Annotated in this window: 20 protein-coding genes; 2 read left to right on the top strand and 18 right to left on the bottom strand. The window is 52.3% G+C overall.

The window, feature by feature from the left end; translation table 11 throughout:
- Positions 1 to 11 precede the first annotated feature (11 nt).
- From rpnB to pdxB, 16 genes are all read right to left on the bottom strand, one after another.
- Entirely contained in the window at positions 12 to 902 is an 891-nt protein-coding gene (gene rpnB, locus D9742_RS11065; RefSeq protein WP_130236939.1) for a recombination-promoting nuclease RpnB, read from the bottom strand.
- Between the two features lie 196 nt (positions 903 to 1,098).
- The gene (hisP, locus tag D9742_RS11070; protein WP_130236940.1) at positions 1,099 to 1,872 is read right to left on the bottom strand and encodes a histidine ABC transporter ATP-binding protein HisP; all 774 of its coding nucleotides are present in this window, start codon (positions 1,870 to 1,872) and stop codon (positions 1,099 to 1,101) included.
- A 7-nt stretch (positions 1,873 to 1,879) separates the two neighbouring features.
- Positions 1,880 to 2,596 carry an ABC transporter permease gene (locus tag D9742_RS11075; RefSeq protein ID WP_000569958.1) on the bottom strand — a complete coding sequence of 239 codons (717 nt, stop codon included), beginning with the start codon at positions 2,594 to 2,596 and terminating at the stop codon, positions 1,880 to 1,882.
- Positions 2,593 to 3,279, bottom strand: a complete 687-nt coding sequence (gene hisQ / locus D9742_RS11080) for a histidine ABC transporter permease HisQ (RefSeq protein WP_064526547.1) — start codon at positions 3,277 to 3,279, stop codon at positions 2,593 to 2,595. Before hisQ ends, D9742_RS11075 begins: the two co-directional genes overlap by 4 nt.
- 89 nt (positions 3,280 to 3,368) lie before the next feature.
- Entirely contained in the window at positions 3,369 to 4,151 is a 783-nt protein-coding gene (gene hisJ, locus D9742_RS11085; RefSeq protein ID WP_064526543.1) for a histidine ABC transporter substrate-binding protein HisJ, read from the bottom strand.
- Between the two features lie 220 nt (positions 4,152 to 4,371).
- The gene (gene argT / locus D9742_RS11090; RefSeq protein ID WP_130236941.1) at positions 4,372 to 5,154 is read right to left on the bottom strand and encodes a lysine/arginine/ornithine ABC transporter substrate-binding protein ArgT; all 783 of its coding nucleotides are present in this window, start codon (positions 5,152 to 5,154) and stop codon (positions 4,372 to 4,374) included.
- 264 nt (positions 5,155 to 5,418) lie between these two features.
- Positions 5,419 to 5,988, bottom strand: coding sequence for a flavin prenyltransferase UbiX (ubiX, locus tag D9742_RS11095; protein WP_130236942.1), 570 nt, complete (start codon positions 5,986 to 5,988; stop codon positions 5,419 to 5,421).
- A gap of 94 nt (positions 5,989 to 6,082) precedes the next feature.
- Positions 6,083 to 7,600: an amidophosphoribosyltransferase gene (gene purF, locus D9742_RS11100; protein WP_130236943.1), complete on the bottom strand. Its 1,518-nt coding sequence runs from the start codon at positions 7,598 to 7,600 to the stop codon at positions 6,083 to 6,085.
- Between the two features lie 36 nt (positions 7,601 to 7,636).
- A complete protein-coding gene (gene cvpA / locus D9742_RS11105; protein WP_000262113.1) occupies positions 7,637 to 8,125 on the bottom strand; it encodes a colicin V production protein in 489 nt (162 codons plus the stop codon).
- Positions 8,126 to 8,929: 804 nt separating this feature from the next.
- The gene (gene dedD, locus D9742_RS11110) at positions 8,930 to 9,592 is read right to left on the bottom strand and encodes a cell division protein DedD (RefSeq protein WP_130236944.1); all 663 of its coding nucleotides are present in this window, start codon (positions 9,590 to 9,592) and stop codon (positions 8,930 to 8,932) included.
- Positions 9,582 to 10,850, bottom strand: coding sequence for a bifunctional tetrahydrofolate synthase/dihydrofolate synthase (gene folC / locus D9742_RS11115; RefSeq protein ID WP_130236945.1), 1,269 nt, complete (start codon positions 10,848 to 10,850; stop codon positions 9,582 to 9,584). The genes dedD and folC overlap by 11 nt, the downstream gene beginning before the upstream one ends.
- Before the next feature lie 73 nt (positions 10,851 to 10,923).
- A complete protein-coding gene (gene accD / locus D9742_RS11120; protein ID WP_064526523.1) occupies positions 10,924 to 11,838 on the bottom strand; it encodes an acetyl-CoA carboxylase, carboxyltransferase subunit beta in 915 nt (304 codons plus the stop codon).
- Between the two features lie 155 nt (positions 11,839 to 11,993).
- Positions 11,994 to 12,653, bottom strand: a complete 660-nt coding sequence (locus D9742_RS11125; RefSeq protein WP_000364335.1) for a DedA family protein — start codon at positions 12,651 to 12,653, stop codon at positions 11,994 to 11,996.
- Between the two features lie 82 nt (positions 12,654 to 12,735).
- Complete coding sequence (truA, locus tag D9742_RS11130) at positions 12,736 to 13,548, bottom strand: tRNA pseudouridine(38-40) synthase TruA (RefSeq protein ID WP_001283589.1); 813 nt, start codon at positions 13,546 to 13,548, stop codon at positions 12,736 to 12,738.
- On the bottom strand, positions 13,548 to 14,561 hold the full coding sequence (locus tag D9742_RS11135) for an aspartate-semialdehyde dehydrogenase (protein ID WP_130236946.1): 1,014 nt from the start codon (positions 14,559 to 14,561) through the stop codon (positions 13,548 to 13,550). Before D9742_RS11135 ends, truA begins: the two co-directional genes overlap by 1 nt.
- Before the next feature lie 65 nt (positions 14,562 to 14,626).
- Complete coding sequence (pdxB, locus tag D9742_RS11140; RefSeq protein WP_130236947.1) at positions 14,627 to 15,763, bottom strand: 4-phosphoerythronate dehydrogenase PdxB; 1,137 nt, start codon at positions 15,761 to 15,763, stop codon at positions 14,627 to 14,629.
- A 99-nt stretch (positions 15,764 to 15,862) separates the two neighbouring features.
- Here pdxB and flk point away from each other — a divergent pair, with 99 nt between their 5' ends.
- Positions 15,863 to 16,855, top strand: a complete 993-nt coding sequence (gene flk, locus D9742_RS11145) for a flagella biosynthesis regulator Flk (RefSeq protein WP_130236948.1) — start codon at positions 15,863 to 15,865, stop codon at positions 16,853 to 16,855.
- Here the strand turns inward: flk and D9742_RS11150 are convergent.
- Together D9742_RS11150 and fabB are read right to left on the bottom strand one after the other, a co-directional pair.
- Entirely contained in the window at positions 16,852 to 18,030 is a 1,179-nt protein-coding gene (locus tag D9742_RS11150) for an MFS transporter (RefSeq protein WP_130236949.1), read from the bottom strand. The genes flk and D9742_RS11150 overlap by 4 nt on opposite strands.
- Before the next feature lie 278 nt (positions 18,031 to 18,308).
- Complete coding sequence (fabB, locus tag D9742_RS11155; protein ID WP_130236950.1) at positions 18,309 to 19,529, bottom strand: beta-ketoacyl-ACP synthase I; 1,221 nt, start codon at positions 19,527 to 19,529, stop codon at positions 18,309 to 18,311.
- 158 nt (positions 19,530 to 19,687) lie between these two features.
- Here fabB and mnmC point away from each other — a divergent pair, with 158 nt between their 5' ends.
- Complete coding sequence (gene mnmC / locus D9742_RS11160) at positions 19,688 to 21,694, top strand: bifunctional tRNA (5-methylaminomethyl-2-thiouridine)(34)-methyltransferase MnmD/FAD-dependent 5-carboxymethylaminomethyl-2-thiouridine(34) oxidoreductase MnmC (RefSeq protein WP_130236951.1); 2,007 nt, start codon at positions 19,688 to 19,690, stop codon at positions 21,692 to 21,694.
- The last annotated feature ends 5 nt before the right edge of the window (positions 21,695 to 21,699 follow it).

Here is a 21,699-nt window from a genome sequence, read left to right on the forward strand (position 1 = left end):
GTGTTACAGGATTAGTGGCTTTGCGCGATAAGATCGTCTGGTGAAAGTCGGGTCACCATCAGAACTAACTCTCTGTCTAAACCTCTCTCCAGCATCTCCTGAGCAATACGCAGGGCTTCTTCGTGTTTGCCCTGCATTGCACCTTCTTCACGTAATCTGTCAGCAATGGTCATCAGTTTCTCCTTTTCTTGTGGTGCACGTTCTGTTATCTCACCAATAAATGCATGGAAACGCTGGGCATCCCCTGTTTGTAATACGTAATTAAACAGGGCTTTTAGCTGTCTGTCATTAGTGTTGCCTGTAATAAGCAGGGAAACAATTTGATCGACTAATCCCAACAGATCGCGTTGGCGAATATGTTTCTGCATTAACTCCAGTAACGCCATTTTGCGGTGTTGCATAATCTCGTCATCCGGCACCACGGTAATATCCACTAGCGGAAAAGCCGATGAATAAATTTTGCTGGCAATCGCAGGCTCGGCAAATTCATCAAGCCAGCAGAGAGAATAAGGATAAGGACTCCTACAACCATGATAAAACAGCATCGGGATCACCAAAGGCAGCTCTTTATAGCCTGCATCAAGATGGTTTTGCATTGCCGCGATAGAATAGCGCATCATGCGAAAAGCCATTAATTCTTCCGCCTTACTTTGGTGTTCAATGACGACATAAATATATCCCATTCCCTCCTCAGTTTTCACTGACCACAAGATGTCGGAGTAATATTGTCGCAGGTTTTCATCAATAAAACTGTTGGGTTCCAGTTTTAACGTCGATAAATCACAAAGTTTACGTAGCGGCGCGGGAAGGTGAATATCAATAAAATCCCGCGCGGTGTCCGGATGGCGTAAAAAGGATTTAAATACCGCATCATGCGGTGTGGAAGTTGTCGATATAGTCATGGCGTTCCGTCACCCCTCAAATTTAAGATGACGAGACAATAAACACCCTTTATAAGCAATGCAGCAGGCAGTTTTTATATTTGGACAGCGAATTCAGAACTATTTTAAGTGGACTGCAATATATACATTTCAACGGAAGCTAACTCGCAAATTAGCCTTGAAAATACTCCGGCAGCATTAGCCACCGGAGAGGCAATTATTTCAGCGATCCCTTAAGGAACTGTTGCAGACGACTGCTTTGCGGGTTGCCAAATAATTGTTCTGGCGCCCCCTCTTCTTCGATTTTCCCCTGATGGAGGAAAATAACATGTGTGGAGACATGGCGAGCAAACTCCATTTCGTGGGTCACCACCACCATCGTTTTTCCCTCTTCCGCCAGCTGCTGCATAATGCGCAGCACTTCGCCCACCAGCTCTGGGTCAAGGGCCGATGTCGGTTCATCAAACAACAGAACTTCCGGTTCCATTGCCAGCGCACGCGCGATAGAAACACGCTGTTGCTGGCCGCCGGAAAGATGTACCGGATATTTCCCCTGCGCACGTTCGTCTATGCCGACTTTCGCCAGATACTTCACCGCCCGCTCGCGCGCTTCCTGCTTGCTCAGGCCCAACACCTGAATCGGCGCTTCCATGACGTTTTCCAGCACCGTCATATGGCTCCAGAGATTGAAGTGCTGAAACACCATCGTCAGGCGTGTGCGCAGTAAGCGTAGCTGGTTTTTATCGGCGACTTTGAGTTGACCGTCTTTGTCGCGCACCAGATTGATCGTCTGGCCGTTAACGACGATCGATCCTTCGCTCGGTTTTTCGAGGAAGTTAATGCAGCGCAGAAAGGTACTTTTCCCCGATCCCGACGATCCGATGATGCTTATGACATCTCCGGCATTCGCTTGCAGTGAGACCCCTTTCAGCACTTCGTGTTCGCCGTAGCGTTTGTGCAAATCGATAACGTTTAATTTATTCTCGGACATCGTATTCTCAGTGCGTTGAAGAAGGTTTCACATGCTGCAACCAGCGTTTTTCCGCTCTGCGAAAGAGGCTGATCAGGACATAAGAGATGATTAAATAGAGCACCGCGGCAATGCCGAAGGCGGTAAAAGGTTGATACGTGGCGGCGTTGATATCGCGAGCTATTTTCAGCAGATCCGGCACCGTGGCCGTAAACGCCAGCGCAGTAGAGTGCAGCATCAGGATCACTTCGTTGCTGTATGCCGGTAACGCAATACGCAGCGCAGAAGGCAAAATAATGCAGCGATACATTTTAAAGGTCGAGAAGCCATAGGCTCTGGCGGCTTCAATTTCCCCATGCGGCACTGAACGAATTGCCCCGGCAAAAATCTCGGTAGTGTAAGCGCAGGTGTTGAGCGTCAGCGCCAGCACGGTACAGTTCAGGCCACTGCGGAAAAAGGCGTTAAGGAACTCGGTTCCCTTAACAATCTCAAGCGTGTACATGCCGGAATAGAACACCAGCAACTGAACATACAGCGGCGTACCGCGAAAAATATAGGTAAATAACCAGATTGGAAACTGGATGTATTTATTACTGGAGACGCGACCAATCGCCAGAAACAGCGCCAGAACTCCACCTATCACTACCGACAAAATCAGCAGCCAGAGGGTGATTGCCACGCCGGTAAAGCGATAACCGTCAGTCCACAGCAGTGGTTTCCAGTATTCATGTAAGATTTCGATCACAGGTCAGCCCTCTTCACACCCACGGAGTAGCGGCGCTCAAGGAACAGCAGCACACCATTGGAAACGGTGGTAAAAACCAGATAAATCACGCCACAGACGATGGCGAAATAGAACGGTTCCCAGGTACTTTTGCCTGCCAGTTGGGTGGCTTTGACCACATCTTCCAGGCCGAGTAACGAAACCAGGGCGGTAGATTTGAGGATCACCTGCCAGTTGTTGCCAATGCCTGGCAGAGCGTAACGCATCATCGCCGGAAACATAATCCGCCGAAACACTTGCCCACGAGTAAAACCGAACGCCGTCGCCGCCTCTATTTGCCCTTTCGGCACTGCCATAAACGCGCCACGGAACGTTTCGGTAAAATAAGCACCGTAGATAAAACCAAGAGTGATAATACCAGCGACCATCGGATCGATATCAATCTGCCCGACGCCCATCGCCTCCGTCACCGTGTTTAGCGCAATCTGCAAACCATAGAAAATCAGCAGCATTAACACTAAGTCCGGCACGCCTCGAATCAGCGTGGTGTACCCTTCGAAAATCAGCCCCGAAAGCCGATTTTGCGAGAGCTTACCGCCAGCGCCAATTAAACCGATGATTACAGCGAGCACTACAGAACTGATAGCCAGCTCCAGCGTGACGAGCGCCCCCTGTAAAATAACACCTGAAAACCCATACAACATGCTGCCTGTCCTGTCGTGTGTGGTGAATTACCGCCTCTTGTCTCCCTCCGGTTACCCGAAGGGAGCGGGCTTTCTTTCACCGATGGCGATTAGCCACCATAAACATCAAAATCGAAGTACTTTTTCGCTAATTTCTCGTAAGTACCGTCAGCGCGCATTTCGGCAAAGGCTTTGTTCAGTGCTTCGCGCAGTTCGTTATCTTCTTTACGCAGGCCCATGCCGGTACCTACGCCAAACAGTTTTTCATCTTTAACAGACGGGCCACCGAATTTGTAATCTTTACCGACTGGCTGTTTGAGGAAACCTTCGCTGGCGGCAACTTCGTCCTGGAACGCGGCATCAATACGTCCGGCGGTCAGGTCAGAATAAATGTTGTCCTGTCCCTGATAAGAAACGATTTCAATGCCTTTTGGCGCCCAGTGCTCGTTACCGAACGTCTCCTGGGTAGTCCCCTGCAATACGCCTACCCGCTTGCCTTTCAGCGACTCGACTGTCGGTTGAATGTCGGCGTTTTTCGCCACCACCAGACGAGAATCAGCGGCGTACAATTTGTCGGTGAAGGCTATTTCTTGCTGACGTTTTTCGGTGATGGAAAGCGATGACATGATGGCGTCAATCTTCTTCGCTTTTAATGACGGAATTAACGCATCCAGCGGGTTTTCGACAAATGTACATTGCGTATTGATGCGTTTGCACAGTTCCTTCGCCAGATCGATATCAAAGCCAACCAATTCACCTTGTGAATTTTTTGATTCAAACGGTGCATAAGTCGGGTCAGTACCGATGCGAATATTTTGCGGTATAGCAGCAAAAGCAGCAGTCGCGCTGGAGAAGGCCAGAACCAGAGAGAGCGATAGCACCAGTTTTTTCATAATGTCCTCAACTGACAGTCTTTTAATAGGGAATATTTACAGGTTTGTTACACTTATCGTGCCATAAAATTGACCAACAAGGCAAAATATCCTGGCCCGTTAATCGTATTATTTTTCATTAAAATTGCTTAAGTATGCATTTTAATGCACCACGATAGTGCAACAAACCTATAATGCACCATGATAATGACGGTATCAGGTGCGGCCTCCCTGCGACGTATCAGTCACCGTATACATTAAAATCGAAGTACTTTTTCGCCATCTTGTCGTAAGTACCATCCTGACGCAGTTCGCCAAGCGCTTTGTCAAAGGCGGCTGTCAATTCGGCATCATCTTTACGCAGCCCAACACCGGTGCCGTCACCAAAGTATTTTTTGTCTTTCACTGAAGGGCCAGCAAAGGCGAAATCTTTACCGGCAGGTTGTTTAAGGAATCCTTCACTGGCAGCGACTTCATCTTGTAACGCAGCATCCAGACGCCCCGCAGCAAGATCGGAATAGACTAAATCCTGGTTGGCATAGGCCACCACATCCACGCCTTTGCTACGCCAGGTCTCGTTAGCATAAGCTTCCTGGGTGGAGCCTTGCAGCACACCAACATGCTTACCTTTCAGTGAATCCAGCGTTGGCTGAATCGGCGAACCTTTGGCGGCAATCAGACGGGAGTCCGCGGCGTACAGCTTGTCGGAGAAAGCAATCTCCTGCTGACGTTTATCGGTAATGGAGAGCGACGAAATAATAGCGTCGATTTTTTTCGCTTTCAGTGAGGGGATAAGCGCGTCAAAGTCACTGGCAACCCAGGTACATTTCACCTGCATCCGTTTGCACATCTCGTTACCGAGATCGATATCAAAGCCGACAAAGTCACCTTTGGCATCTTTCGACGAGAACGGTGCATAGGTGGTATCCGTTCCGATACGTACCGTCTCCGGCAGTGCCGCATAGCTGGAAGCCGCTGCGGAAATACCGACTAACAAAGACAGAGCGAGAATCGACTTCTTCATACATAACCCTCAAGTGAAATGGCTTTTTTATGTTGTGTATTGTGTTGTGTGTTTGCAGGCTTGTTCATGCAGGTCTTATGCCATCTTGCCGACAGCAGCAACATTCAATGTAAAATATGTTAATAAGACGTTGCATTATTGTCCTGAGATTGAAGATAGCAGGTATGGCGGTTGAATCGCAGCGTTTCGATTCAATGGAAGGAACAAAATGTCGAGGATTTGATCGCGGTTGCAAAATTGCCCTGAAACAGGGCAACAGCGAAGTTATGCGCCCTGCCAGCGGGCAAAGAGATCTTCGGGAAGGTTTATCGCAAACTGGTCAAGAACACGGTTAACCGTCTGATTTATCACATCATCAAGGGATTGCGGGCGATGATAAAACGCCGGAACGGGAGGCATAATCACCGCACCGATTTCTGCCGCCTGAGTCATTAAACGCAGATGGCCTAAGTGCAACGGTGTTTCACGCACGCAGAGCACCAACGGACGACGCTCTTTCAGCACCACATCTGCCGCGCGGGTCAACAGGCCATCGGTATAGCTATGGACAATGCCGGAAAGGGTCTTGATTGAACAGGGTAAAATCACCATGCCCAGCGTCTGGAAAGAACCAGAAGAGATGCTGGCAGCAATATCGCGCGCATCATGAGTTACATCGGCTAACGCCTGCACTTCGCGCAGGGAAAAATCCGTTTCGAGGGATAAGGTCTGGCGCGCCGCCTGGCTCATAACCAGATGCGTTTCGATGTCTGTAACATCGCGCAGAACCTGTAATAAGCGCACGCCATAAATCGCGCCGCTGGCACCACTGATGCCTACAATGAGTCGTTTCATAGAGAGTTGCCCTGTCAGACTTGCAGGCAGACTTTGCAGGATTTCGGCGGGAGTTGCAAGTCAGGGTGCCAGACTGGCACCCTGAGTGAAGGCATCATCCTTCGTTATGCATTTCCAGGTTTTCCACTTCGTTCTGACGTTGCAATGCTTTGGCGTCGTCATTACGTAAAGTATCGAGAAAATCGAGATAGCCCTGATCAACATCTTTAGTGACATAGACGCCGTTGAACACCGAGCATTCAAACTGCTGGATATCCGGATTTTCAGCGCGAACGGCTTCGATCAGATCGTTGAGGTCCTGGAAAATCAAACCGTCGGCACCGATGATCTGGCGAATTTCATCAACTTCACGACCGTGAGCGATCAGTTCCGTGGCACTCGGCATATCAATACCATAAACGTTCGGGAAGCGAATCTCTGGTGCCGCAGAGGCGAGGTACACTTTCTTCGCTCCGGCTTCGCGTGCCATCTCGATAATTTGTTCAGAGGTGGTGCCGCGCACGATGGAGTCATCAACCAGCAGGACGTTTTTATCGCGGAACTCAGCGCGGTTGGCGTTCAATTTACGGCGCACAGATTTACGACGCAGTTGCTGACCCGGCATGATGAAGGTACGACCAACATAGCGGTTTTTAACGAAGCCCTGGCGGTACGGTTTGCCCAGAATTCGGGCAATTTCCAACGCGATATCGCAGGAAGTTTCCGGAATCGGGATCACCACGTCGATATCAAGATCTTCCCATTCACGGGCAATTTTCTCGCCCAGTTTCGTGCCCATATTCACACGCGCGCTGTAAACGGAAATTTTGTCGATGAACGAGTCAGGACGGGCAAAGTAAACATACTCAAAAAGGCACGGATTGCTGACCGGATTGTCAGCACACTGACGGGTAAACAACTGCCCTTCTTCAGTGATGTAAATCGCTTCGCCTGGGGCAACGTCACGCAGGAACTCAAAGCCCAGCGTATCGAGCGCAACGCTTTCGGAAGCGACCATATATTCTGTGCGATTCTCGTCGATATCACGTTTCCCCAACACCAGCGGACGAATCCCGTTAGGATCGCGGAAGGCGACCATACCGTGGCCGATGATCATCGCCACACAAGCATACGCGCCGCGGATTAAGCGGTTAGTGGCAGCAATGGCGGCGAAAATGTTGTCGGCTTCCAGCGGGTAGTGGCGGAAATTGTCCAGCTCGCTGGCGAAGATATTAAGCAGAATTTCCGAGTCGGAAGTGGTATTGATGTGGCGGCGTTTTTCTTCAAACAGTTTTTTACGCAACTCATGAGCGTTGGTCAGATTGCCGTTGTGGGCAAGCGTAATGCCATACGGAGAGTTAACGTAAAACGGCTGCGCTTCAGAGGCACTTGAGCTGCCAGCCGTAGGGTAACGCACATGACCAATGCCCATATTGCCCTGCAAACGCTGCATATGGCGAGCGTCAAATACATCGCTCACCAGCCCGTTCGCTTTACGCAAACGGAAGCAGTTATTGGCATCTATGGTGATGATGCCGGCGGCATCCTGACCGCGATGCTGAAGCACCGTTAAGGCATCATAAATCGACTGGTTAACCGGCATAACACCGGCGATACCGACAATACCGCACATACGTCTTTTTCCTCGTTAAGCCACATCTCAGAGCACTTACGCTCTGGGCAAGAAACTTGACGAGCTTTGCAGATAATCAAAAAACCATCTGATGATGAAACTGAACTGCGGGATCAATTGTGACTTGCTCCAGTCTTCGCTTTTCGACACACCTGTAAAGGAGTCGAGAAAGAAAAGAATAGCGGCGACAATCAACACACCGCGCAATGCACCGAAACAGACGCCCAGCACCCGATCGGTGCCCGACAATCCCGTTTTTTCCACCAGTTGGCCTATCACGAAGTTGACGATAGCACCAACGATCAGGGTAGCGATAAACAGTACCGCGATGGCAATCCCATTTCGAACCAGTTCGTCTTCAAAGCCCGTAAACCAGACTGACAGGTAAGTGTAGTAATGACTGGCAACAAAGAAAGCACAACCCCATGTCACCAGCGATAACGCTTCACGAACAAAGCCGCGGATCAGGCTAACCAGAGAGGAAAAAGCAATCACCGCGATTATGGCGTAATCAATCCAGACCATATGTGTCCCACGATTTTACGCCCTGTCATCCTGTTCGGGGCGCATTCTAACAGAAAAAGAAAACGTTTGCGTAGGGATTTCCTTCCCCCGCATCAATAAAAATGGCGCTGAAAAAAGATTCAACGCCATCGACTTTTTATGCCTTCGCGGCATCGGGCAATCATTGTCGGATGCCGCGTGAATGCCTTATCCGACCTACGGTTCTACTCCTGCGTAGGCCTGATAAGACGCGCCAGCGTCGCATCAGGCAACGGCTGTCGGATGCGGCGTGAACGCCTTATCCAACCTACGGTTCTACCCCTGCGTAGGCCTGATAAGACGCGCCAGCGTCGCATCAGGCAACGGCTGTCGGATGCGGCGTGAATGCCTTATCCAACCTACGGTTCTGCTCCTGCGTAGGCCCGATAAGACGCGCCAGCGTCGCATCAGGCAACGGCTGTCGGATGCCGCGTGAACGCCTTATCCGACCTACGGTTCTACCCCTGCGTAGGCCTGATAAGACGCGTCAGCGTCGCATCAGGCAACGGCTGTCGGATGCGGCGTGAATGCCTTATCCGACCTACGGTTCTGCTCCTGCGTAGGCCTGATAAGACGCGCCAGCGTCGCATCAGGCAACGGCTGTCGGATGCGGCGTGAATGCCTTATCCAACCTACGGTTCTGCTCCTGCGTAGGCCCGATAAGACGCGCAAGCGTCGCATCAGGCAACGGCTGTCGGATGCGGCGTGAACGCCTTATCCGACCTACGGGTCTGCTCCAGCACAGGCCTGATAAGACGCGCCAGCGTCGTATCAGGCAAAACCGTATTAATTCGGCGTGTAGCCCATCACCACGCCGCTCAAACCAGAGATCTGCTTCAGTTCGCCAAGCGAACCTTTCAGCTTATCTTTCGAAGCATCTGGCCCCACCAGAATACGGGTGATTTTACCCTGTACTGGCGTCGACGGCGACGTATAAACCCGATAACCGGCACCGCGCAGCTTACCGACAATCTCATTCACTTTATCGGCATTTTTCAGCGCGCCCAGTTGCACAACATAGGCTTTACCCGTCGGCGCTGCTTTTTCTTCAACAACCGGCTTCGGTTCTGGCTTCGGCGGAGGCGGCACTTCAACCTTAGGCTTAGGCGGTTCCACCGGTTTCGGTTTCGGTGGAGCGACCGGTGCAGGCTCCGGTTCAAATACGGTGTTATTGGCCGCAATGGTTGTCGGGTCGAGCGAAGGCGCTGCGGCATCACCTGCCCGCACCTCTTCTGCCGCGCCTTCTGGCGGCTGTGTCGGCAACGCCTGAGTGGCGGCTGGCATCATATCAGGCTCGTCACGATCGCCCGCTTTCGGCACCAGCGGGATCGCTGCGAACTCATCCTGATAATGTTTTTTCTGCCCATCAAGCAATCCTGGAAGCACAATAACTCCCAGAGCTACCAGCACAATAGTGCCAACTAACCGATTCTGAAACTTACTCGCCACCGCTTCTCCTCGCGTCAATCACTTCCATGACATGTGCGACCGTATGGAACGAACCACACACCAGCACGGTATCTTCCGGTTTAGCGTCCGCCATTGCGGCATCCCATGCCTGCGCAACGCTATCGAATGGTTTGCCGTTCCCCAGATGCTCAAGCAGTTGTGCTGCCGTGGCACCGCGCGGCCCTTCTAGTGGCGCACAATACCAGTCATCAACCACGCTTTTCAACCAGGCCAGTGTTCCGGCAATATCTTTATCATGTAGCATACCGATAACTGCCAGCACGCGCCCGTTTTTCGGTAACGCTTTCATGCGTCCGGTAAGATATTCCGCCGCATGAGGATTATGGGCAACATCAAAAATAACGCGTGGGGACTCGCTCACAATCTGGAAGCGTCCAGGCAAAATTGCGCTGGCAATACCGTCGCGAATTGCCTTTTCACTGACTTCCAGGCCGCTGGCACGCAGTGCCGCCAGCGCTGTTGCGGCATTCGGTTGCGGGACAAGTGGCAACGGTAACCCCGCCAACGTGCCGTGAGCATCAGTAAATGACCAGTCATGGTCGGTGACGGAATAATTCCACTCAACGCCACAACGTTGCAACAGTGCGCCTTTCTCCTGTGCTACATCGGCAATGGTGTAAGGCATTTCCGGTTCACCGACGATTGCCGGTTTTTCGCTGCGGAAGATCCCCGCTTTCTCACGACCAATGCTTTCACGATCTGGCCCCAGCCAGTCGGTATGATCCAGCGCGATACTGGTTACCACGGCAACATCAGCATCGACAATGTTAGTCGCATCCAGACGACCGCCCAGACCTACTTCCAGAATCACCACATCGAGTTGCGCTTCTTTGAACAACCACAATGCCGACAGCGTACCGTATTCAAAATAAGTCAGAGAAATATCGCCGCGCTCGGCCTCAATCTCGGCAAAAGAAGCCGTATGGGCCGACTCCGCCAGTTCTTTGCCCTGTATACGAACGCGCTCGGTATAACGCACCAGATGCGGCGAACTGTAGACCCCCACCCTGTACCCTGCCGCCATCAGAATCGACTCCAGTGTACGGCAGGTCGTGCCTTTGCCATTAGTTCCCGCAACGGTAAATACAAACGGTGCAGGTTTAAGGACGCCAAGACGCGCGGCAACCTGGCTGACGCGCTCAAGGCCGAGATCGATAGTTTTACTGTGCAGGTTTTCCAGATAAGAAAGCCACGAAGCCAGAGGCGACGCGGCTTGAGGAGTGCGTTTGATAATCATGGTATCCGCTGATTCGTTACGGGGAGAATAAATAGCAAAAGGGCAGAGCCAGTGGCCCTGCCCTTATCAGTTATCAGGCCTCTGGTTCCTGATCCGGCACCGGTGGCACCACTTCGCCTTCACGCGGCGCATCAGGATTAGGCGCTGGCAGATTCATCAGCTTCGCCAGAATGCTAGCCAGTTTCAGGCGCATTTCCGGGCGACGGACGATCATATCGATGGCGCCTTTCTCGATCAGGAATTCACTGCGCTGGAATCCTGGCGGCAGTTTTTCGCGAACGGTCTGTTCGATAACGCGCGGACCGGCAAAGCCGATTAACGCTTTCGGTTCAGCAATGTTGAGATCGCCCAGCATCGCGAAGCTTGCAGAAACACCACCCATCGTCGGGTCGGTCAGCACGGAAATGTACGGTAACCCGCGCTCCTGCATTTTCGCCAGTGCCGCTGATGTTTTCGCCATCTGCATCAGCGACATCAGCGCTTCCTGCATACGTGCGCCACCAGAGGCGGAGAAGCAGATCAGCGGGCAGTTATCTTCCAGCGCCTGCTCAACAGCACGCACGAAACGAGCGCCAACCACTGAGCCCATTGAACCGCCCATAAAAGCGAATTCAAATGCCGCAGCGACAACCGGCATACCGTACAGAGTACCTTTCATCACCACCAGCGCGTCTTTTTCGCCGGTTTCTTTCTGCGCAGAGGCCAGACGGTCTTTATACTTCTTGGAGTCACGAAACTTCAGCACATCTTTCGGCTCAAGCTCGCTACCCAGCTCCACAAGGCTGCCTTCATCTAACAAGCTATGCAGGCGGTTACGCGCCGACATACGCATGTGATGGTCACACTTCGGACAGACCTCAAGATTACGTTCCAGTTCAGCGCGGTATAAAACCTGACCGCAGCTATCACACTTAGTCCACACACCTTCAGGAATGCTTGCCTTGCGGGTGGGAGTAATGTTGCTTTTAATTCGTTCAATCCAGCTCATTAGGGACCTTTCTGTCTGAACCTGGTTCGATGCCAGTTTTATCTTTGGGGACGCATAATGCCATTTTTGCCCCCAACAGACCATGAATGTTGCACATTAAAACATAACAGCCCGAAACTTTGGATAAAAAAGTGGTCGAACCGCGGAGTTACTTTTTATTTTGCGGCGCGTGCCGCAGCGCGTTTGTGACGGATAATTTCGATGACGCCCGGCAAAATGGAAACCACAATAATACCGACGATCAGCAGCTTAAGGTTATCCTGAACCATCGGGATTGTACCGAAGAAATAACCTGCATAGGTAAAAAGCAGTACCCATAACAGTGCGCCGATCACGTTATAAGCGGCGAAATGACGGTACGACATGTGGCCCATACCCGCAACGAACGGAGCGAACGTTCTGACGATAGGCACAAAACGAGCGAGAATAATGGTTTTGCCGCCATGTTTCTCATAAAACTGGTGCGTTTTATCGAGGTAACTGCGACGGAAAATTTTCGAATTGGGGTTACTGAATAACTTCTCACCGAACAGTCGCCCAATGGTGTAGTTGACCGCATCACCCACAATTGCAGCAATCAACATCAGTACCACCATCATATGGACGTTGAGATCGTTAGTCTCCAGAGATGCCAACGCACCAGCGACGAACAGCAGGGAATCACCTGGTAAAAACGGTGTTACCACAAGCCCGGTTTCACAGAACAGAATCAAAAACAGAATGGCATAAACCCAGACGCCGTACTCCGCGACCAGCTCAGCCAGATGCACATCAATGTGCAAAATAAAATCGATGAGGAAATAAATCAGGTCCATAATTGCCTATGCCTTGTACTCTTCATTTCTCAGGCTGCAACTGCGTTGGCTACAGCCTGAAATTTTTAGAGCATTATTCTCATTAGTCCGCCAGAAATAGCGGGCCCATTGGCGGTTTTGGAAGATCAAATCGGTCAGGGTAATCTACCGCAACCAGATACAGCCCTTCCGCTTTCGCCGTTGCTGCCGCCAGCGTTCTGTCCTTTGCCGCTAACAGCTCTGCTATCCAACTCTCTGGCTGGTTGTGGGCGCCTACTTCCATCAGACTACCGACGATATTCCTCACCATATGATGTACAAAGGCATTCGCTTTGATATCTACCACCACATAGGGGCCATGTCGCGTGACGTTAATATGCATAACGTTGCGCCACGGCGTTCGGGACTGGCACTGCACCGCGCGAAATGAGGTGAAATCATTCTCGCCCAACAAGCATTGCGCAGCCCGATGCATCCGTTCGGCATCCAGCGGTTCGTAAAAGTGGGTCACACCTTTACTCAGCACCGCCGGGCGCAGCCGATGATTGTAGATGATGTAGCGATAACGGCGAGCCGTGGCGCTAAATCGGGCATGAAAATCATCAGGTACAGCTTTAACCCAACGCACGGCGATGTCACCAGGTAAATTCGCATTTACGCCTAATGTCCACGCGGCGTCTTTGCGCTGCGCGGTGGTTTCGAAATGTACTACCTGCCCGGTGCCGTGTACACCTGCGTCAGTACGCCCTGCGCAGAAGACGGTGATGGGTTCGTTCGCCACCTGGGAGAGCGCCTTTTCCAGCTTCTCCTGCACACTGCGTACTTCGTTCTGCCGTTGCCAGCCGTAATACTTACTGCCGTCGTACTCAATGCCCAGCGCAATTTTATAAACTGGCGGTTGTTGCTGGTCGGACATTAGTACAGATACTCCTGCACCAGTTTTTCGGCGATTTTCACTGCCATCAGTGCGCCGCCAAAACGGACGTTATCGGCCACCGACCAGAACTGGATTTGCTCCGGAATACCGTAATCATTGCGCACGCAGCCCACAGAAAGATGCGGCGTACCGGAAGCGTCACCCACCTGAGTCGGAAACTCGTTCTCTTCAGAGAGCACAATATCTTCGCCCTGGGTAAAGGCATCACGCGCTTCTTCTGCCGCCAGCGGACGCAGAGCTTCAAAGTTGACCATCTGGGCGTGGCCGTAAAATACCGGTGCCTGGACGACGCTTGCCGAAATCATCAGCCCTTCGTCCTGCATGATTTTGCGCACTTCATCGACGATACGGCGTTCTTCACGTACAGAACCCTCTCTGTCCGGCAGTAACGGCAGCATGTTGAACGCGAGCTGACGCCCGAAAAAATCCTCTTCATCAATCGGAATGCCGTTGAGCAATTTCGCGCTCTGCCCCGCTAACGCATCGACCGCTTTTTTGCCCTGAGCGGAGGCTGAAATCAGGCTGGTAACGCTAATACGCGATAATCCGCCCTGATCGATTAACGGTTTCAAAGAAGCCAGCAGTTGGCTGGTCAGGCTGTCCGGTACGGCGATAACATTACGGTTACGGTAATCAGCAAGTACAAACGGGTTTACTTCCGGCACCACCAACGGTACGTCTGGTTCGAGAGCGAACAATCCGCTGCTGTCGATAACCAGGCAGCCGGAGTTGGTTGCTTCTTCAACCCAGGTTGCGGTCGCTTCTTTGCCTGCGACAAAAAACGCCAGTTGTGCCTGCGTCCAGTCAAATTCGGCGACATCCTGCACGGTGATTGTCTTACCACCAAAGCGCAGATGTTCGCCTGCGCTTTCGTTACGTGCCAGTGCATAAATTTCCCCAACCGGGAACTGACGTTCAGCCAGCGTTTCAAGCAGGGCTTCGCCCACAGCGCCAGTTGCGCCCAGGACGGCAATGTTCCAGCCTTCAGACATGGTGGTTTACTCCAGAAAATGCAAAGCTCCCTGCCTATGTTACAGCAGAGAGCATGAAGAAGAGATTAACGAGCCGGATGATGAACGGCGTTAAAACCCAGTTTACACAGTAATGATGCCGCACTGGCATCATCACAAATCACATACAGAGACGACCATTCGCGGCGCTCAAGGTAATTTTTGCGCAGTTTATCGAACTCACCCGGTATTCCGGCGACTTTACGCAGCGGTGCGTCATCGCGGCGCACATCATACACCAAATGCACCAGCCTTTTTAGCGTCGGCTGATCGAGCGGGCCATGCAGCGTGATGCGGCCAAACTCAGGCGTGGGCAGTAAAGTATCCAACGCCACGTGCTGTTCATGACCAATAAACTTGCTGTAGGCTTCAAACACTTGCGTCGTGCCACGCGCTTTACCTTCGAGGGTATAGCCCGCGATATGTGGCGTGCCGATATCCACTTTTTGCAGCAGCTCAACGTTGAGTTCTGGCTCGCCTTCCCAGACATCCAGCACCACGCTTAACTTCTGGCCTTCATTCAGACAGGTCAACAGCGCAGTGTTATCGACAACGGCGCCACGGCAGGCGTTAATCAGAATCGCCCCCGGCTTCAGGCTGCGAATCAGTTTTTCATCCGCCAGATGCCGCGTTTTGTACGGACCATCTTTAAAGAGTGGCGTATGGAAAGTCAGAATGTCTGCCTGCGCGACCAGTTCATCAAGAGGACGGAAATCCCCTTCATCCCCACGATCGGCGCGTGGCGGATCGCAAAGTAAGGTTTTGATCCCCCACGCTTCCAGCCGTGCCTGTAAACGTCGCCCAACGTTGCCGACGCCCACGATCCCCACGGTTCGCTCGTCCAGTGAAAATCCATCGCGTTCGGCAAGCATCAGCAGTGACGAGAAAACATATTCCACTACCGCGATCGCATTGCAGCCAGGTGCAGCGGAAAAACCAATTCCCGCCTGCTTTAACCACGCTTCATCGACATGGTCCGTCCCCGCAGTCGCGGTGCCAACAAATTTTACTGGTTTTCCTGCCAGCAAAGATTCATTCACTTTTGTGACCGAACGCACCATCAAAGCATCTGCATCATCCAGTTCAGCAACTGAAATTGGACGCCCCGGAACCGCTTTCACCTCACCCAGACGACTAAATAATTCGCGGGCATAAGGCATATTTTCATCAACAAGGATTTTCACGTTTGTGGTACCTGTATGAGAACGAGAGTTAACCGGACAAGTGTGCCATAATCTCGCGGCCAGGCATACTTGCGATGATTTCAGGTATAAGGATACGTAATGATACAACCTATTTCCGCCCCTCCTGGGCAACCACCGGGCCAGGGGGATAAACTGTCGTCTGGCGCAGGCAATCAGCCTTTATCCAGCTTGCAACGTACAGTGCTGGAAAGTTTGATAACCAAAGTGACTTCGCTGACGCAACAGCAGAGTGCGGAATTGTGGGCCGGTATTAAGCACGACATCGGTCTGCCGGGTGATTCACCGTTACTTTCACGCAACTTTCCCGCCGCAGAACAAAACCTTGCACAACGTTTACTGGCCGCGCAAGAAAGCCATTCTGTCCGCCAGCTTTTGGCTCAATTGAGCGAGTATTTACGGCTGGGGAATAATCGTCAGGCGGTCACAGATTACATCCGTCATAACTTTGGTCAGATGCCGCTGAATCAACTCTCACCAGAGCAATTAAAAACCGTCCTGACGCTGTTACAGGAAGGGAAGATGGTTATCCCACAGCCGCAACAGCGCCAGGCGACCGATCGCCCTTTGTTACCGGCAGAACACAATACGCTTAAGCAACTGGTCACTAAACTCGCGGCGGCAACAGGAGAACCCAGCAAACAGATTTGGCAATCTATGCTGGAACTTTCTGGGGTAAAAAATGGTGAGTTGATCCCGGCAAAAATGTTTACCCACCTGGTTACCTGGTTGCAGGCACGCCAGGTGTTAAGTCAGCAAAATACACCGACGCTGGAGTCGCTTCAGATGGCGCTAAAACAGCCACTGGATGCCAGCGAGCTGACAGTATTATCGACCTATGTTGAGCAGAAATATGGTCTTTCTACGCAATCAGCCCTGACATACGCACAGGCCGAGGATATCCTCAACCAGCTTTATCAGCGGCGAGTGAATGGGACTGAACCGCGAGATATTCAACCGTTGCTCAATCCCTTTACGCCATTTATTAACACGATGCAAGAAATGGCCATGCGCCCCAGCCTGTGGATATTGTTGACCGCCATCATCGTGATGTTGGTCTGGTTATTGAGTTAACCACGACGAAATGACAGTATCGTCACGATAATCCCCAGCACCGCCGATATCGCCCCGGCAAGGAATACCGACGAATAGCCAAATGTGGTCGCCAGCACGCCTGCCAGTGGCCCTGAAACACCGAGGGCGATATCCTGAAACGCCGCATAACCGCCGAGCGCAGTACCGCGAACCTGAGACGGAACGCGCTTAACGACTTCCACACCGAGCGCCGGGAAGATAAGTGAACACCCCGCCCCGGTTAACGCCGCACCAGCTAATGCCACCCACGCGCCAGGCGCTTGCCAGAGCAGCAACAAACCTACCGTTTCTACAAGCAAAGAGACAATCGCCACTTTCACGCCGCCAAAACGGTCTGGCATCCAGCCAAACATCACGCGCATCACGACAAATGCGCCGCCAAATGCGGTGAGTGTAAAGCCTGCCATCGCCCATCCTTTGCTGGCAAAGTAGAGCGAAACAAAGGTCCCGATAACCGCAAAGCCAACGCCCTGAAGCGCCAGACCAAGCCCCGGTTTCCAGATAAGCCCGACAACACTCCACAGCGATGGACGTTCTCCCGCCATTGCCGGTACTTTGCGTACAGTGCCGTTACAAGCCCACGCCAGCAGGGGCAATGCCATTGTCGTAAGCGCCAGTGCGGCAAAACCGTAATGGCTATGAATCAACAGGCCAAGCGGTGCACCAACAGCGAGGGCACCGTAAATCGCCATTCCGTTCCATGACATTACTTTGCCAGAGTGTTTTGGCCCTACGATGCCTAATCCCCAGGTCAGAGCGCCTGTCAGTAACTGGCTTTCACCAAAGCCAAGAATCAAACGCCCGACGACCAACAGGGCAAATTTGAACGGTGCGGAGACGGGCAAAATCGCCGCCAGCAGCAACGCGCCCCCCGCCAGACCACAAGCTAACATCCCCTGAAGCGCCGAACGTTTTGCGCCATATTGATCGGCCAGTCGCCCGGCGTAACCACGCGTCAGCACCGTAGCCAGAAACTGAATGCCGACGGCAATGCCGACCATGGTATTGCCATAGCCCAATTCATGATGAACAAACAACGGGATAACCGGCAACGGCAACCCTACGGTCATGTAGGTGAGAAAAACCGCAAAAGCGATGCGGAAGAGCGAAAAATTGGCAGAAGATCGTGTTTTTGTTTGGCTTACAGCAGTCATGCATTACTCCAGAATGCAGCGCAAGGCGAGGATTCTCCCCCGTCTTATCTCTCTGGTTTCAAGGTTACGGTGCGTTGGCAGGATTTAACGCGTACGTCTTTTTAGCAGGATATCGACAAAGCGGGAAGTTTGCCTGGAACAGGCGGCGATTGTCAATGATGTGAAAAAGGGAACCATCAGGTTCCCTTTTGCGTTAGTGTCGGATAAGCGCGTAACGTCGGATGCGACGCTGACGCGTCTTATCCGACCTACTCCGACCTACTCCGACCTACTGCGAATTAATCTTTCAGCTTACGCATTACCAGCGTGGCGTTGGTGCCGCCGAAACCGAAGCTGTTAGACATAACGGTGGTCAGTTCGCGATCGGTCGTTTCGGTCACGATGTTCAGACCCGCAGCCTGCTCGTCCAGCTCTTCAATGTTAATGCTCGGGGCAATAAAGCCGTGTTCCAGCATCAGCAGAGAGTAGATAGCTTCCTGTACGCCAGCAGCGCCCAGAGAGTGACCGGTCATCGCTTTGGTTGCAGAAATCGCCGGGCTCTTATCGCCGAACACTTCACGGATAGCAGCCAGCTCTTTCACGTCACCAACCGGAGTCGAAGTACCGTGGGAGTTCAGGTAGTCGATTGGAGTATCAACACCGTGCATCGCCATCTTCATGCAGCGCACTGCGCCTTCGCCAGACGGAGCAACCATGTCTGCGCCATCAGACGTTGCGCCGTAGCCAACGATTTCAGCGTAGATATGAGCACCACGTGCCAACGCGTGTTCCAGTTCTTCGACCACAACCATACCGCCGCCGCCAGCGATAACGAAACCGTCACGGTTAGCGTCATAAGTACGGGAGGCTTTTTCCGGGGTGTCGTTGTATTTGGTAGACAGCGCGCCCATTGCGTCGAATTCGCAGGCCATTTCCCAGCACAGCTCTTCGCCGCCGCCAGCAAACACGATGTCTTGTTTGCCCAGTTGGATCTGCTCTACTGCGTTACCGATACAGTGTGCGGAAGTCGCACACGCGGAGCTGATGGAGTAGTTAACGCCGTGAATTTTGAACGGCGTGGCGAGGCAGGCAGAAACGCCAGATGCCATCGCTTTGGTGACCACATACGGGCCTACCGCTTTCAGGCCGCGCGGGCCGCGCATTGCGTCAGCGCCGAACACCTGGAAACGCGGGGAGCCGCCGCCGGAACCTGCAATCAGGCCAACGCGCGGGTTATTCTGGTAAGCTTCCGGGGAGAGGCCAGCATCTGCAATTGCCTGCTCCATAGAAAGGAATGCATAGATGGATGCGTCGCTCATAAAGCGCACAACTTTGCGGTCAATGAGGCCAGTGGTATCCAGTTTTACGTTGCCCCAAACGTGGCTACGCATGCCGGAATCCTTCAGCTCCTGAGAGAAAGTGATCCCTGAGCGTCCTTCACGCAGAGATGCCAGGACTTCCTGCTGGTTATTACCGATGCTGGAAACAATGCCCAGGCCAGTAATCACTGCACGTTTCATTCAATACCTCTGTAAGTCGCACATAGAGTAAGTTTCGAATGCACAATAGCGTACACTTGTACGCCGAACAAGTCCGATCAGCCAATTAATAGAGAAATTTGCGCAGCCTGGCACACATCGCTAAGATCGAGCCACCGCCTGTAAGACGAGTAACTTACGTGAAACACTACTCCATACAACCTGCCAACCTTGAATTTAATGCTGAGGGTACACCTGTTTCCCGAGATTTTGACGATGTCTATTTTTCCAACGATAACGGACTGGAAGAGACGCGTTATGTTTTTCTTGGGGGTAACCAATTAGAGGCACGCTTCCCCTGTCATCCACATCCTCTGTTTGTGGTAGCAGAGAGCGGCTTCGGCACCGGATTAAACTTCCTGACGCTATGGCAGGCATTTGATCAGTTTCGCGAAGCGCATCCGCAGGCACAATTACAACGCTTACATTTCATTAGTTTTGAGAAATTTCCCCTCACTCGTGATGATTTAGCATTAGCGCACCAACACTGGCCGGAACTTGCGCCGTGGGCGGAACAACTTCAGGCGCAGTGGCCTTTGCCCTTACCCGGTTGCCATCGTTTATTGCTCGATGAAGGCCGCGTAACGCTGGATTTATGGTTTGGCGATATTAACGAACTGACCGGTCAACTGGACGATTCGCTGAATCAAAAAGTGGATGCCTGGTTTCTGGACGGCTTTGCGCCCGCGAAAAACCCGGACATGTGGACGCAAAATCTGTTTAACGCCATGGCGCGACTAGCGCGCCCTGGTGGCACGCTGGCGACATTTACTTCTGCCGGTTTTGTCCGCCGCGGTTTGCAGGAAGCCGGATTCACCATGCAAAAACGTAAGGGCTTTGGGCGCAAACGGGAAATGCTTTGTGGGGTGATGGAACAGACATTATCACTCCCCTGCTCCACGCCGTGGTTTAACCGTACGGGCAGCAGCAAACGGGAAGTTGCGATTATCGGCGGCGGTATTGCCAGCGCATTGTTGTCGCTGGCGCTATTGCGTCGCGGCTGGCAGGTAACGCTTTATTGCGCGGATGAAGCCCCCGCACTGGGTGCTTCCGGCAATCGTCAGGGGGCGTTGTATCCGTTATTAAGCAAACATGATGAGGCGCTAAACCGCTTTTTCTCTAATGGGTTTACTTTTGCTCGTCGACTTTATGATTCATTACCCGTTAAATTTGATCATGACTGGTGCGGCGTCACGCAGTTAGGCTGGGATGAGAAAAGCCAGCATAAAATCGCACAGATGCTGTCGATGGATTTACCCGCAGAGTTGGCGATTGCAGTCGGGCCGAAAGAGGTTGAAGGCGTTACTGGTGTAGTAACCAATTGCGGCGGTATTACTTATCCGCAAGGTGGCTGGTTGTGCCCAGCAGAACTGACCCGTAATGTGCTGGAACTGGCGCAACAGCAAGGTTTACAGATTCGTTATCAACATCAGTTACAGGATTTATCCCGTAAGGATGACGGTTGGTTGTTGAATTTTGCAGGTGATCAGCACGCGACGCATAGCGTGGTGGTACTGGCGAACGGGCATCAAATCAGCCGTTTCAGCCAAACATCATCTCTGCCAGTATATTCGGTTGCCGGTCAGGTCAGCCATATTCCGACGACACCGGAACTGGCAAAACTGAAGCAGGTGCTGTGCTATGACGGTTATCTCACGCCGCAGAATCCGGCGAATCAGCACCATTGTATTGGTGCCAGTTATCATCGCGGCAGCGAAGAGACGGCGTACAGTGAGGACGATCAGCAGCAGAATCGCCAGCGGTTGATTGATTGTTTCCCACACGCGCAATGGGCGAAGACGGTTGATGTCAGTAAAAAAGAGGCGCGTTGCGGTGTGCGTTGTGCCACCCGCGATCATCTGCCAATGGTGGGCAACGTGCCTGATTATGGCGCAACACTCGCGGAATATGCCTCGCTGGCAGAACAGAAAGAAGACGCAGTCAGCGCGCCGATTTATGCCGATCTCTTTATGCTTGCTGCTTTGGGTTCACGTGGTTTGTGCTCTGCCCCACTGTGCGCCGAGATTCTGGCGGCACAGATGAGTGAAGAACCGATTCCGATGGATGCCAGTACGCTGGCGGCGTTAAATCCGAATCGGTTATGGGTGCGGAAATTGTTGAAAGGTAAAGCGGTTAAGGCGGGGTAATCTGC

This window comes from Escherichia sp. E1V33 (assembly GCF_004211955.1).
GTDB lineage: Bacteria > Pseudomonadota > Gammaproteobacteria > Enterobacterales > Enterobacteriaceae > Escherichia.

What these genes read in the sequence shown, in the direction of transcription:
- rpnB (WP_130236939.1), bottom strand. Translation starts at nt 902, where the DNA reads ATGACTATATCGACAACTTCCACACCGCATGATGCGGTATTTAAATCC.
- hisP (WP_130236940.1), bottom strand. Translation starts at nt 1,872, where the DNA reads ATGTCCGAGAATAAATTAAACGTTATCGATTTGCACAAACGCTACGGC.
- hisQ (WP_064526547.1), bottom strand. Translation starts at nt 3,279, where the DNA reads ATGTTGTATGGGTTTTCAGGTGTTATTTTACAGGGGGCGCTCGTCACG.
- hisJ (WP_064526543.1), bottom strand. Translation starts at nt 4,151, where the DNA reads ATGAAAAAACTGGTGCTATCGCTCTCTCTGGTTCTGGCCTTCTCCAGC.
- argT (WP_130236941.1), bottom strand. Translation starts at nt 5,154, where the DNA reads ATGAAGAAGTCGATTCTCGCTCTGTCTTTGTTAGTCGGTATTTCCGCA.
- ubiX (WP_130236942.1), bottom strand. Translation starts at nt 5,988, where the DNA reads ATGAAACGACTCATTGTAGGCATCAGTGGTGCCAGCGGCGCGATTTAT.
- purF (WP_130236943.1), bottom strand. Translation starts at nt 7,600, where the DNA reads ATGTGCGGTATTGTCGGTATCGCCGGTGTTATGCCGGTTAACCAGTCG.
- cvpA (WP_000262113.1), bottom strand. Translation starts at nt 8,125, where the DNA reads ATGGTCTGGATTGATTACGCCATAATCGCGGTGATTGCTTTTTCCTCT.
- folC (WP_130236945.1), bottom strand. Translation starts at nt 10,850, where the DNA reads ATGATTATCAAACGCACTCCTCAAGCCGCGTCGCCTCTGGCTTCGTGG.
- accD (WP_064526523.1), bottom strand. Translation starts at nt 11,838, where the DNA reads ATGAGCTGGATTGAACGAATTAAAAGCAACATTACTCCCACCCGCAAG.
- D9742_RS11125 (WP_000364335.1), bottom strand. Translation starts at nt 12,653, where the DNA reads ATGGACCTGATTTATTTCCTCATCGATTTTATTTTGCACATTGATGTG.
- truA (WP_001283589.1), bottom strand. Translation starts at nt 13,548, where the DNA reads ATGTCCGACCAGCAACAACCGCCAGTTTATAAAATTGCGCTGGGCATT.
- D9742_RS11135 (WP_130236946.1), bottom strand. Translation starts at nt 14,561, where the DNA reads ATGTCTGAAGGCTGGAACATTGCCGTCCTGGGCGCAACTGGCGCTGTG.
- flk (WP_130236948.1), top strand. Translation starts at nt 15,863, where the DNA reads ATGATACAACCTATTTCCGCCCCTCCTGGGCAACCACCGGGCCAGGGG.
- D9742_RS11150 (WP_130236949.1), bottom strand. Translation starts at nt 18,030, where the DNA reads ATGACTGCTGTAAGCCAAACAAAAACACGATCTTCTGCCAATTTTTCG.
- fabB (WP_130236950.1), bottom strand. Translation starts at nt 19,529, where the DNA reads ATGAAACGTGCAGTGATTACTGGCCTGGGCATTGTTTCCAGCATCGGT.